This is a genomic window from Pseudalkalibacillus sp. JSM 102089 (genome assembly GCF_041366475.1).
Classification (GTDB): domain Bacteria; phylum Bacillota; class Bacilli; order Bacillales; family Guptibacillaceae; genus Guptibacillus; species Guptibacillus hwajinpoensis_B.
Genome location: NZ_JBEWYW010000003.1, coordinates 1 through 11,788, shown reverse-complemented (window position 1 = coordinate 11,788; position 11,788 = coordinate 1). Strand labels below are relative to the sequence as shown.

Genomic DNA, 11,788 nt, shown 5'->3' with positions numbered 1-11,788 from the left:
TAACTGACAATTCAAAGGGGAGAAGGGAATGCCTACCTATAACAAGCTAGTGAGAGATCGTATTCCAGAAATCATTCGTGCAAATGGAAATAAGTGCAATACCGAATTCTTAGAGGAAGCTGAGTATAAAAAAGAGCTGCAGCTAAAATTAAAAGAAGAACTACAGGAGTATCTTGAAGCTCAGGAAGATAGTCATGCGGTTGAAGAACTGGCGGATGTGCTTGAGTTGATCTATTCATTAGTTGAGGTGCATCATTCTTCCATTGAAGAATTGGAAGAAGTCCGTAGGGAGAAGAGAGAAATTCGTGGTGGGTTTGAAGAGCGGGTTTATTTAATTGATGTAGAGGATTAGAGTGGCTTTTGAGTATCTGTTGCATAAGTACTTTGAGGGAAGGCGAGATGATGTCTCGTCTTTTTTGTTTTGGTCTGACTAATTGAAGTTTAATTTGGTATTGCCTAAATCCATGTAAACAAATCATTATCCAAAAAATCTCATAATTACAACAATATGATAACTGTTATAATTATGTGGTAAAGGTTGTTTAATAGATATAGATTTTCATAAGGGGGAAATTTCATAATGAAAACGAATTGGATTGGGCTTGGTCTAGTCATTCTATTGATACTCACTCAGCCTATATCTGCATTTGCACATTCGGGGAGAACTGATTCAAGTGGAGGGCATAACTGTTCTCAAAAATCAATCGACAAAGGTTTGTGCACAGGCTATCACAATCATAATAGTGGAAATAGCGGTTCCAGCAGTTCTTCAAGTAATTCTTCAAGTAGTTCGTCAAGTAACTCATCAAGTGGATCTTCAACAATTTCCCAGTCTTCAAACTCATCAAATTCTAGTAGTTCATCTCAATCAGAGAAGCCAGCTCCAAAACCAGAGCCGAAAATAGATGAAAAACAAGTTAAAGCAGATGAGTACACGTCTGTAGCAAAAAGCCTAGTAAAAGAAGAAAAGTATGAAGAAGCATTACAGGAAATTGAAAAGGTTTACGACCTTGATAAGGATACAGCAGCTATCGATTCATTTGTTGCAACAACGGTTAGTAGTATGTATTCTTACGCTGAAAATGCTTTAAAAGATAAAGATTATAACGAGGCTAAAAAAGAAGCAAATAAGATTCTGGAATATGATCGGGTAAGCGAAAAAATGGTTAACGAAACAGAAGAATTACTATCAAAGATAGAATCAGAAGAGGAATATGAAGAAGCAATTGAGAGAGCGCAAAATAAAATAGATGAAAAAGCATTCAGAGAAGTTTTTGTAAGTTTAGAAGAAGCTGAAGAAATCAAGGAATCGGATGAGACGGAAAAAATAAGAGAACAAACGATCCAGAAGCTAGAAAAAGATGCAAAGGAACTCTACAGCAACGCAAAGCTAAAACAGGCAAAAACACAGTATAACCTTTTACTTGAAGTCAATAAAAAAGATGTTTACCAAGACATGATTATTGAAATAGAGGGAGAGGAACGTCTTGTGGATACATATGGATTAGATGTTCCTGATAAACAAGGAGATTCTATTTCTTTATATGATCATTTGCAAATAGAGGGAAATGAAACTCCTTATCAAGAGAACGTCGTCGATAAGCTAGAAAGTCTTGTGGGGAATGCGAAGAATAACGTTATCTTTATATTTGAAAAGTCGATAACAGAGCTATTTAATGGTGGTGAAAAGGATGCGGCATAAACCAGAACAACAAGGAAATAGACGTTTTTATCAAAAAGCCTGGTTTATGTGGGTTTTTCTTATCATTTTTCCTCCGGTAGGGATCTTCTTATTATGGAAGCATAAAATTTTCAAAAAATCGACACGATTTGTTTTGACAGCAGTGGGTGTTCTTTATTTTGCTTCATCATTTTTTCTTTTAGCAAATTCAACTATTCCATTGTTTTATAACCACGAAGAATTTGTGGAAGCCTATCAAGCGGAGGCTAAGGAAGTTAATGTTCCTTTTGAACTTAAGCAAGAAGAAGAAACGGATCATTCCATTACATCCAAACTTAGCGAAGATCTTACAATCATAGAAAATAAAGATGATGCGGGACAAATTCATGAAGTCGTTTTAGTAGGGCAGGGCGAAGGGTCTGATATTGTCTTAGCAATGGGCGTTACTATCGGACTAGCAAATCAAGATCAGTCTATCGATGAAGTAAAAGAAATAATGAATGAATTAAAATTATTTGATGAAAGTTATGATTTTGAAAACAATGAAACAACTGTTGAGCGTGATACAATTCGATATAATATGAAGTATAAGCAATCAGAAGGATTGTTATTGACGGTATCAAAAGTAAATTAAATTTATTGAAGTGTTGTTTCGGGAGTTTAAACCCTTGAATGGAATAGCCATTCGAGGGCTTTTTTAGTGAAAAAGATAATCATAATGATTAATGTTAAAAATTGATAATAATTAGCTATTAAATCCTAAACTTTCCTCCTATCCAAGCCGATGGAAATAAATGTAGGTTATTAATATAGGTAGATAGGAGCAAAGAACATGTCATTCATCTTTTTTCTATTATTTTTGGGCGGTCTTATATTTCTTTTCCAAAAGCTCATTCTTAATGGAAATTTCACAGTATCGAAAGGCCAGGCGGGTGAGAATCTCGTCCGCCGTTATATTGAAAAACTGGCCGAGTATGAAGGCTATCAGATTTCCGCGATTCATGATTTATACATACCAAAGGGTGACGGCACGACAAGTCAGATTGATCATGTAATGGTGACGGATAAGGGGATCTTTGTGATTGAAACGAAGAACTATGAAGGCTGGATTTTTGGAAGTGAGAAGGCGCGTTACTGGACACAAACGATCTATCAGCATAAGCAGAGGTTTCAAAATCCTCTTCATCAAAATTACGGACATATTGAGTCGCTTAAAATTTTTTTGGGAGAGAAGTATTCTGAAATTCCTTATTACTCTGTCGTGATTTTTACAAACCGTTCTGAGCTGAAGCTTAAGGGACCTTTCCAAAATAGTGATGTGATTCATCCAGAGGATTTGAAACGGATTGTTGATCAGTATCCTGGTGATGTTCTTCCTTTGTTTTCACAACAAGAAATACGTGTGAAGCTGAAGGTGCTTGAAAAGCGGGATAAGGAAAATATCAAGGAAGTGCAGCAGGCGCACATTGATGGGATCCGTAGGCAGAAAGAGATTAACCAGACGAAGGTGAATGCGAATATTTGCCCGAAGTGTGGCGGGAAGTTGGTGCAGCGGACGGGGAAGAGGGGCGAGTTTCTTGGGTGCTCTAGTTTTCCGAAGTGTCGATTTGTGGCGTGAGGAATGAAGCGTGAAAAGTGGATTTTAGATACTTTATCTTTGGCTATGTTAAATGACCCTGTAGATAAATGTGGTAAAATTAAACTATCAAAGTAATGGATAATAAAAGTGTTAGAAGAAATTATGGTTCCATTTTTACTCTTTCTTTTGATTTTTTTAACATTACGAAATTTCCCTATTATAGGAGCGTTCTAATATGAAAACGAAAATGAACTATTTCATCTTATTTTTAACGATCATTTTTATAGTTGGTTGTACCAATTTAGATGAGGCATCCAATAAAGATGCAGAAACAGATACACAAGAAGTAAGTACAGTTGAAACAAATGAAAATAGTGAAAAAGAAGAAACGAACACTACGGTTGTTGATGAACCAGTAGAAGAGGAAACACCAGACCCAACAGTTGATGACCAGTTCGCAGGATACGAACTTATTGAAGTTGATGGTGGAGATTTGTCTGGACATCGAGAACCTAACGTCGTCGTGGATATTGGTTACGGTGACCGTGAATATTGGGCATTTACGAATGAATACGGACAACTCGTACGTGTCGTTGCTGACGAAATCATTCTACAAGATGATCGTAACGAACCTGTATTATCGTCTGGCAGATACTATTCTGATGAGGCCAAGGTTCCGGGCGTCGAGAGTGATGTTTTAGATGAAGGACATATCATTGCTGATTCTCTTGGAGGGGTATCGAATGCTTATAACATTACCCCACAAGAGAGTACACTCAACCGACATGGTGATCAAGCTTATATGGAAGACGCGATCCGTAGCGCAGGTGAAGCTACTGATTTCGAAGCCATTATCACATATCCGGATACAGAAAAGCAGATACCTTCAAGTTATGAGTACACGTATACGTTGAACGGAAATGAGATCGTTGATACATTTGATAATGTGAACCCTGATGAAGTTAACGCATCGCTCGGCTTAACTGAGAGTGAGCCTGACGATTCAACTCCTTCAGACACAGAGGGTGATATTTCTAGTATTGATACAAACGGTAATGGACAAGTGACGATTAAAGAAGCAGAGGCAGCAGGTTATAGTATGCCGATCATGAGTGATCATTGGTTATATTCGTATATGCGTGATAATGATAACGACGGTATGGTAGGTGAATAAGAGTCTAATGAAATATAGAACGCTTCGCCGGGACGGTTCTTATGATGCGATATTTCGAAAAAGGTAGAGGAGCATTAATTATTAGTTTAATTGATGCTCCTTTTATTTTGAAGATGGAATCGATAGAACCGTCCCACCGATTCCCTGCTAACATAAAACGCCTTTCTTAATGATTGCTCCATTAAGAAAGGCGTTTTTGGGGCCAAAAGCTATTCTTTAACATTCTCCTCTACCATATGCCTCAGCATACTAAGCTTATTATCCCAGAATTGCTCGAAATAGGAGACCCATTCTCTTACTTCTGCTAACTGCTCGGGTTGAAGGGAGTAGATTTTGCTACGGCCAACTTTGCGATCACTGACCAAGTTTGCATCTGATAAAACATTCAAATGCTTGACGATCGCGGTCCGACTAATTGAGAAATGCTCACTAATTTCTTTAATGGAAGCGTCGTTTTTAGCAAGTAGCATCAGCATTTCTCTTCTGGAGGAGTCTGCGATTGCCTGATAAACATCATGCTTAGGCGCTGCCGACATTAGGCTTCTACAACCTTGCGCAATCGTTCGTTGACGATGCTTTCCCAGCCGTTGTTCATCGTATTGCGGGCGTCTTGCTGCGTCTTATCGGTTGGTTTCATGATTTCATCTGGATGACCCCAGCCATCGTGAATGAGTGTGAATTCCGTTTTGTTCTCTACTTCTTCTAATAAAAAGTGAATTACCCAGCCCTGATTCCCCCACGAGAAGGAGAGTTCTTTTGGTGGGTTCACCGTTAAGACTTTACAAGGGGATGTTTCAAAAGGAGTTTCCAGTTTAAATTCGTGCCCTTCCACAGGCTCGAAGTCGTTCGGCATAAACCATTCCGCCATGCCTTCTTGAGAAGAAACAGCTTTCCAGACCTTTTCTATTGGCGCTTGAAAGGTTACTTGCTTTTTGATTTGTGGTACTTTGTTTGTTTCACTCATATGGATCCTCCTCGATATAACACCATTTGGTTTCATATAGATTATAACACCATTTGGTTATATATCAAGTGGTTTTGTAGTGAGTATAAGGTGGGGCAGATACGATTAACCTCTTCTACCTTTGTTATTTGATCAAAAAGTAACAGAAAAAAATTACTTAATTTGGTCTTTTCAGTCAAGCAGTCATTTATTAGTATGGTATGTTTAGATATCATATAATGAGAGATACATATATTGGGTGCTAGTCGTTTCATCCTTTCTTTATTCTATAAGACTTTACAAAATCGGAGGTTTCCATTGTGAAATCGATAGTTAAGCTCGTTTTCTTATGCGTGATTCTTTTTACAGGAGGTTGTCAGATGGGAAATGACAAACCAATTACGGATCCTGAAAAAGTGTCTGCAGAAGATTTACCTGACACAAGAGCGATGCAGGATGAATTTACTAGAAGTTTCTTGAAATCTACGAAAGAGGTAGAGGAAGGTTACTACTCATTTGTTTCTGGTATTGATCGTTATGAAATGAATTTCCCGAAATCGGGAGTAATCGGTGAAAAAGGTTATTCGAAAGACGAGGGATTTGAACAGCTTTGATTGGCATTGAAAGTTCTCCTTATAATATTGGGATTACTTCTGAGTATATTAGCCATTTAAAAAAAGATAATTTAGAGACGAATTTCTCTCTTTTAGGTAGCATTGCTGAAGATGTAGATTTTCAACAAATAGACAACGATACGGTTGATCTCTATTATGGGAAATTTAATAGAGAAGATAACTATGGATATCTAGCGTACGTACAAAACTCGAAAGATACGGGTGGTATTCTTATTTCTTATTACATTCAATGTTTCGAAACCAATAATAGCTGCGAGGATAATAGTAAAGAAGATGAGTTCCTCCAATGGTTGAAGAGTATTAAATTCAAGGAAAAAGGGCTTAGTGAAAATAGTGCATAAGTCATCATATGAGGAGTGAAACCAATGGATTTAACCCCTTCCGACCTAAAAACAAAAGACATCTACAAACTACTAACCGGCTCCGTTGTTCCAAGACCGATTGCCTGGGTATCAACAGTGTCTGAAGACGGCGTTCATAACTTAGCACCATTTAGTTTCTTTACCGTTGCTTCCATCCGGCCTACCATTCTCGCGATCTCCATCGGACCAGGGACGGGGGAGCGTCAGGGTACGGAGAAGGATACGCTCGCAAATATCCGATCGCAACAAGAATTTGTCATCAATGTGGTGTCGAGCTCTCTTGGAAACGAAATGCAAAAAAGTGCAGAAAACGTACCTGCGGAAGTCGATGAATTTGAGCATGCTGGGTTAACACCGATCGATAGTAAGACGGTGCAACCGAAGCGGGTGAAAGAAGCGGCGATTCATATGGAATGCAAGCTCCATCAAATTATTCCGCTTGGATCTAATGCCCTTGTTCTTGGGGAAATGACGCACTATCATATACAAGATGATACGTATTTAGGTGACTATAAAGTCGATCTCGAAAAGCTTTCACCCCTTGGCAGGCTTGCGGGGAACTATAGTGAGAGTAAGGAGTTTTTTACGTTACCGAGGTGAGGTAAACAAAGGTGCTTTCATCACATGCTTTCTAATTTGCATCACTCTGGGAGTCCTTGATTAGATTATGGAATTCAGAGCGGTATGAATCATGTGAGTGGAGAACGGAATGAATAGATACAGTTGTGAAAACCATACGAGATTCGCAGAAATAGTCCTTTTCTCTCATGAGAAAAGGACTATTTTCGTTGAATGCGTCGAAAGACATAGAAAAGGAGGGAAAGAGAGGGTATTCTAAGTTTAGAAATTAATGGAAGATATGAGAGCGATCATTTCCTGCTCGACAATACAGCGGCTATACCTAACTAGACGTACACATAGACTTCATTTGTGGTGAAACGAGGTTTGGTCGAAAAGGAGGTTGCGGTGCTAAACGAACTAGAAGAATTTAAACGTTATTTAGAGCGTATGAAGTATCGAGCAGAAGCCGAGACGTTGGAAGCGTATCTAGGAAAGGTAAGGGAAGCTAGATTTGATATCGATGATAGTAAACGAGTCTTTGATCACCATCATTCGACTTACTCGTCGAATTGGGTTGGAGAGGCACGTGAAGCTTATGAATCGCTTATTGGAGAACTCGAACAAGCCTCTCAAAGTGTGTATGCGGTTCATGAGGAACTGACCTCTGCGATTAACGAAGAAATCGACCGACTTCTTCAGAAAGCGGAGGGCTTGAAGTGACGAGAATAGCAATTAAACCAGAACAATTAGACCAGCTAGCAAGCGGCATCCAGGATGCCGAGCGAAAAGCAGATGAAGCGATTAGCGATTTTAAATGGAACTATCAATCTCTTCTAATGAACATCACGGGCGCGAACACCGGTAAAATTGATGCCCTTCAAGCGGAGTTGCAATATGAAATGCGCAAATACCGGGACAAGCTCCATGACCTACAGGCGGCAGTGAAACTAACAGAAAGAAAACTGATGGATGAAGATCGATCGCTTTCTGCTAAGTTCGGCCTTATGGCATTAAAATTCAGTGGTTTAAACAAGCTGTTTCAGAATTATGATCCTATCACGGGAGAAGCATTAAGCTGGAGTGAACGTCTTTTTGGAAAAAATCCACTGAATGCTTCATACGGTGGTGCATTTGGAGAAGTGTTTCCAGATCTGCAATATGCCTTAAACCCACAGGTGATTCAGAGTAGGATGAAGCAAACGTATGAAAGTGTCGTCCTCGATCCTTTATCGAAAACGACGGCTTATCTAGACGATGTTCGCCAGGATGTGTCTCATAGTGTGGTCAGGTACTCAAGCTATGTGGATCGCTGGTGGGGTGAGACGCGGCAGAAGATTGATGAAGCGCGGAATACGGCACGGAGCTTTTTAGGTGATGTGGTAAAAGGTGTGCAGGTTGGAAGCGGGAATGCCGTAGAGGATGCGATTGATGGGTTTAAGGAGCTTGAAGCGTTAGCTGAAAAAGCATTTGGACCGAACCTTGCTTTATACCGCGATGAGGAAGATCTCCCTGAATTACTATTTAAAAGCTTAGAAACGATAAACTTCTATAAGAACATTTTCGATGATCCTAAAGGCAATGTTCAGAAGGTGTTGGATGTACCGAAATACATGTGGCAAGGATTTAAAGAAGCCTGGGATCGAGACTTTGTGAATGGGGATGCCGAAAGTCGAACGGCATTCATTACTTACGGTCTAACATCATTAGGAATTGGAGCAATAGGAGATAAAGGTCTCGGCAAAATCGGAACAACAGCAAAAACAATTGAAGACGTTGCGGATGCCGCGAAGAATGTTAAAGTTGAAGGGAAGGGTGCTCAACCGGCGTTAGCTGGAACGGGTGCAGGGGGAGCTTCTAGAGGTGGCGCTCCTTATAATGTGTGGAATGATCCGGTTTCTCGGATTAAGACTGAGATTGATCGGGTTTATGGTGGGAAGGATAAGGTGAAAAGTAATTTAGACGTCCAATTTACAAAAAAACAACTTGTCACTAAACCCTCATACTCCCCCTCTCCAGATAAATGGACAAAAAAAGGTGGTACAGTAAGAATTGATGATAACGGAATTTGGGTATATACAAATAAGAAGGGTCAGACTGTAAAGTACCCTAATGGTTATCCGGATTTCACTGAATACTCTCATCCAACTGTGAAGCCTGTACAGATTGAGATTGCAAATCCAACAAATCGTCCTTTAGATTATAAAAAAGCAAATATAAAGGCAGGATTGAATAAAGATTCTGATCCACCAGTTGCTTCTTTAAATGAGGCTCCTGAAGGTTATACATGGCATCACCATCAAGATGGAAAAACAATGATTCTTGTTGATAAAAAAATTCATAGAGAGTTTACTCATGCTGGTGGAGTAAGTATCGTTAAAGGAAATTAATTAGGAGGATATACATGGCTGAAATTTTTGGTTCACATGATAATTTATCGATAGAAAAAATAGAAAGTTTTGAAAATGAAAATAATGTTAAACTAACTGAACAATATATAAAATTTTTATTGAAATGGAATGGGGGAAAAGTAAAACCTAATTTATTTATGATATCTAATGAGCAAGGACCAAGTGTTTTGAATGTGTTTTATGGTATAGGCGATATGTATGATAATTTAACAGATTTTATTGAGATAATGGATGAAAGGTTACCAGTAGGATTTATTCCAATAGGAGATGACCCTTCAGGGAATGTAATATGTATAGGGACAAAGAAACCTTATTACGACAAGATTTATTTTTGGGATCATGAACAAGAACCGGAAGACCCTAACAACATGAGCAATATGTATTTTTTAGCAAATGATATTGATGAATTCTTGAGTAATTTGTATGAGGAGCCTGAAGTATAATAAGAATCCTTGGTGATTAATTAAATTTGGAGTTATAATACACTTTTATAGAGCGTCGCAAGGAATGTTCTCATAATGCAATATTTTGCAATAAAGTGAAAAGAAGCATTAATTTCTCCAATAATTAATGCTTCTTTTATTTATGAGATGGAATCAATAGAACCGTCCCGATGATTCCCAGTATTTCGTGAGATTCCAAATAAATCAGGAGGATGATATTAATGAGTTTTGAAACAAAATTAAACGACTTGTACAAAGAAATAGCACAACAGGTTAATGATATGATTCCTACTGAATGGAATAATTTGTTTTTTAATGGCGAAGTTAAGGATGGAGAAGGAGGCGTTTTTTCACATTATATTCCAAAATTATATAGTGTAGATAAGAGAGCTTATAAAAAAGAACTACACAAATTATTTCAACTAACGGTTGAACTCCAAAAAGTTTTTACTGATTTTGACCAAGATCCTTGGTTTTCAGTGACATTATTATTAAATGATACAGGTAAATTAAAGGTGCAATTTGATTATACAAATTGGCATGAAAGTGAATTTGGTCCAACAGATAGAATAAAATATTTTGAATACAAATATGTTAATCAAAACAAAGAAAAGATAGATTTAGGTTTAATAGAGAGAATGAAGGAATTTGAAGAAAAGTAAAATATTAAAGCACTTAGTTGCCTTTTAGGTAACAGGTGAACTGTTTATCTAAGGACAAGTTCATTCTTCCTGTCATATGCAGAGTACATCCCCAGATTATTAAAGGAATCAAAAGCATCGCGGGGACGGTTCTCATGATGCAATATTTCGAAATAAAATGAAAAGGAGCATTAATTATTCCGATAATTAATGCTCCTTTTATTTATGAGATGGAATCAACAGAACCGTCCCGGCGATTCTAATGTGTGGAATGATCCGGTTTCTCGGATTAAGACTGAGATTGATCGGGTTTATGGTGAGAAGGGTAAGAATAGTAAAAGAGTTAATAGTGGGTATGCATTAGGTAGTCATTTTTTAAATGAATTTAAATTAAAACCTAATGTTAAATATGAAACGAATGGATATCAATATCAAACAGACGATTTGGGGAGAATTAAGAAAGCTTCAGGAGAACTAAAGTTGGAAATGGGTGTACGTGATACAAAACATCAGTTAGCTGCTGGGGGGATAGACCGAATTAAAGCTCCTAGTACTCAAGGAGATCATGGTGGACATTTAATCGGTACGCAATTTTGAATATTGCATAATAAATGAGCCACTTATGCGCAAAATTAAACCACCAATTGCGGAAGATTGAGCCACCGTATGCGTAATATAGAGCCAAAAACATATTTTCACGATAAATACCTCCGGTATACTTAAGTAACATGCTTAAAAAGCATGACACTTGTGTAGAAGGAGGATTTTTTTATGGTTAATTATCGGAAGATTCTGGGGATGGAGTTCGATGGTATAAGCCAGAGGACGATCAGTTCCAGTACCGGCCACTCGCGAAATACTATTGCTGAAGTTATCCAGCGGGCTAAAGATAGAGGGTTAAGGGAGTTAGAGGATTCCATGAATAATCAGTGGCTTGGGACTTACTTGTTCCCTGAGAAACAAGCTATTGAAAAGGGATACTGCCCCGTTGATTTTGAGTGGGTTCACAAAGAACTTCAAAAGAAAAATGTCACCCTGACGCTTCTGCATAACGAATATGCCAGTGCAGCTAGAGAAGATAGAAAAGTCCCTTATGCCTATCGAACATTCGCTGAAAAACATGGGAATTTCGCAAAGAAGTATAAGCTAACCATGCCAATCAGAAGAAAGCCAGGCGAGATCTTAGAGGTGGACTGGGCAGGAACGACGCTTAAGATCATAGATAATTCGACCGGCGAGGTTATACCAGCGTATGTATTCATTGCAACCCTTCCCTACAGTCAGTTGAGTTATGTAGAGGCATTTCTTGATATGAAATCAACTTCCTGGCTGCGTGCACATATTCATGCATTCGAATATTT

General features: G+C 38.3%; 15 protein-coding genes and 1 pseudogene. 14 read left to right on the top strand and 2 right to left on the bottom strand.

Annotation, left to right across the window (positions count from 1 at the left end):
• Positions 1-28: 28 nt before the first annotated feature.
• The 5 genes from ABVF21_RS08300 to ABVF21_RS08280 all read left to right on the top strand — a co-directional run bounded on the left by ABVF21_RS08300 (position 29) and on the right by ABVF21_RS08280 (position 4,434).
• Positions 29-352, top strand: a complete 324-nt coding sequence (locus tag ABVF21_RS08300) for a phosphoribosyl-ATP pyrophosphohydrolase (RefSeq protein ID WP_371017974.1) — start codon at positions 29-31, stop codon at positions 350-352.
• Positions 353-580: 228 nt separating this feature from the next.
• The gene (locus tag ABVF21_RS08295) at positions 581-1,702 is read left to right on the top strand and encodes a YHYH domain-containing protein (protein WP_371017973.1); all 1,122 of its coding nucleotides are present in this window, start codon (positions 581-583) and stop codon (positions 1,700-1,702) included.
• Positions 1,692-2,315: a hypothetical protein gene (locus tag ABVF21_RS08290; protein WP_371017972.1), complete on the top strand. Its 624-nt coding sequence runs from the start codon at positions 1,692-1,694 to the stop codon at positions 2,313-2,315. Before ABVF21_RS08295 ends, ABVF21_RS08290 begins: the two co-directional genes overlap by 11 nt.
• Before the next feature lie 198 nt (positions 2,316-2,513).
• The gene (locus ABVF21_RS08285) at positions 2,514-3,299 is read left to right on the top strand and encodes an NERD domain-containing protein (protein WP_371017971.1); all 786 of its coding nucleotides are present in this window, start codon (positions 2,514-2,516) and stop codon (positions 3,297-3,299) included.
• Between the two features lie 196 nt (positions 3,300-3,495).
• Positions 3,496-4,434 carry a DNA/RNA non-specific endonuclease gene (locus tag ABVF21_RS08280; RefSeq protein ID WP_371017970.1) on the top strand — a complete coding sequence of 313 codons (939 nt, stop codon included), beginning with the start codon at positions 3,496-3,498 and terminating at the stop codon, positions 4,432-4,434.
• Between the two features lie 209 nt (positions 4,435-4,643).
• Here ABVF21_RS08280 and ABVF21_RS08275 read toward each other — a convergent pair whose 3' ends face one another.
• Entirely contained in the window at positions 4,644-4,970 is a 327-nt protein-coding gene (locus ABVF21_RS08275; protein ID WP_371017969.1) for an ArsR/SmtB family transcription factor, read from the bottom strand.
• Positions 4,970-5,398: an SRPBCC family protein gene (locus tag ABVF21_RS08270; RefSeq protein ID WP_371017968.1), complete on the bottom strand. Its 429-nt coding sequence runs from the start codon at positions 5,396-5,398 to the stop codon at positions 4,970-4,972. Before ABVF21_RS08270 ends, ABVF21_RS08275 begins: the two co-directional genes overlap by 1 nt.
• Positions 5,399-5,757: 359 nt before the next feature.
• Here ABVF21_RS08270 and ABVF21_RS08265 point away from each other — a divergent pair, with 359 nt between their 5' ends.
• The 9 genes and pseudogenes from ABVF21_RS08265 to ABVF21_RS08225 form a co-directional block, all read left to right on the top strand.
• The gene (locus tag ABVF21_RS08265) at positions 5,758-5,991 is read left to right on the top strand and encodes a hypothetical protein (protein WP_371017967.1); all 234 of its coding nucleotides are present in this window, start codon (positions 5,758-5,760) and stop codon (positions 5,989-5,991) included.
• Positions 5,988-6,353: a hypothetical protein gene (locus ABVF21_RS08260; RefSeq protein ID WP_371017966.1), complete on the top strand. Its 366-nt coding sequence runs from the start codon at positions 5,988-5,990 to the stop codon at positions 6,351-6,353. The genes ABVF21_RS08265 and ABVF21_RS08260 overlap by 4 nt, the downstream gene beginning before the upstream one ends.
• Positions 6,354-6,377: 24 nt before the next feature.
• A complete protein-coding gene (locus ABVF21_RS08255) occupies positions 6,378-6,974 on the top strand; it encodes a flavin reductase family protein (RefSeq protein WP_371017965.1) in 597 nt (198 codons plus the stop codon).
• Between the two features lie 366 nt (positions 6,975-7,340).
• Complete coding sequence (locus ABVF21_RS08250) at positions 7,341-7,655, top strand: hypothetical protein (protein WP_371017963.1); 315 nt, start codon at positions 7,341-7,343, stop codon at positions 7,653-7,655.
• Positions 7,652-9,322, top strand: coding sequence for an HNH endonuclease (locus ABVF21_RS08245; RefSeq protein WP_371017962.1), 1,671 nt, complete (start codon positions 7,652-7,654; stop codon positions 9,320-9,322). Before ABVF21_RS08250 ends, ABVF21_RS08245 begins: the two co-directional genes overlap by 4 nt.
• 14 nt (positions 9,323-9,336) lie before the next feature.
• Positions 9,337-9,786: an SMI1/KNR4 family protein gene (locus ABVF21_RS08240; RefSeq protein WP_371017961.1), complete on the top strand. Its 450-nt coding sequence runs from the start codon at positions 9,337-9,339 to the stop codon at positions 9,784-9,786.
• Positions 9,787-10,007: 221 nt separating this feature from the next.
• Complete coding sequence (locus ABVF21_RS08235) at positions 10,008-10,448, top strand: immunity protein YezG family protein (RefSeq protein ID WP_371017960.1); 441 nt, start codon at positions 10,008-10,010, stop codon at positions 10,446-10,448.
• 243 nt (positions 10,449-10,691) lie between these two features.
• Entirely contained in the window at positions 10,692-11,024 is a 333-nt protein-coding gene (locus ABVF21_RS08230) for a DNA/RNA non-specific endonuclease (protein WP_371017959.1), read from the top strand.
• Between the two features lie 174 nt (positions 11,025-11,198).
• Positions 11,199-11,788, top strand: a pseudogene (locus ABVF21_RS08225) (IS21 family transposase); the annotation flags it as partial.

Bases quoted from the DNA above. Each gene is read 5' to 3' on its own strand.
- ABVF21_RS08240 (WP_371017961.1), top strand. From the start codon at position 9,337: ATGGCTGAAATTTTTGGTTCACATGATAATTTATCGATAGAAAAAATA.
- ABVF21_RS08290 (WP_371017972.1), top strand. From the start codon at position 1,692: ATGCGGCATAAACCAGAACAACAAGGAAATAGACGTTTTTATCAAAAA.
- ABVF21_RS08285 (WP_371017971.1), top strand. From the start codon at position 2,514: ATGTCATTCATCTTTTTTCTATTATTTTTGGGCGGTCTTATATTTCTT.
- ABVF21_RS08270 (WP_371017968.1), bottom strand. From the start codon at position 5,398: ATGAGTGAAACAAACAAAGTACCACAAATCAAAAAGCAAGTAACCTTT.
- ABVF21_RS08265 (WP_371017967.1), top strand. From the start codon at position 5,758: ATGGGAAATGACAAACCAATTACGGATCCTGAAAAAGTGTCTGCAGAA.
- ABVF21_RS08295 (WP_371017973.1), top strand. From the start codon at position 581: ATGAAAACGAATTGGATTGGGCTTGGTCTAGTCATTCTATTGATACTC.
- ABVF21_RS08255 (WP_371017965.1), top strand. From the start codon at position 6,378: ATGGATTTAACCCCTTCCGACCTAAAAACAAAAGACATCTACAAACTA.
- ABVF21_RS08275 (WP_371017969.1), bottom strand. From the start codon at position 4,970: ATGTCGGCAGCGCCTAAGCATGATGTTTATCAGGCAATCGCAGACTCC.
- ABVF21_RS08235 (WP_371017960.1), top strand. From the start codon at position 10,008: ATGAGTTTTGAAACAAAATTAAACGACTTGTACAAAGAAATAGCACAA.
- ABVF21_RS08300 (WP_371017974.1), top strand. From the start codon at position 29: ATGCCTACCTATAACAAGCTAGTGAGAGATCGTATTCCAGAAATCATT.
- ABVF21_RS08280 (WP_371017970.1), top strand. From the start codon at position 3,496: ATGAAAACGAAAATGAACTATTTCATCTTATTTTTAACGATCATTTTT.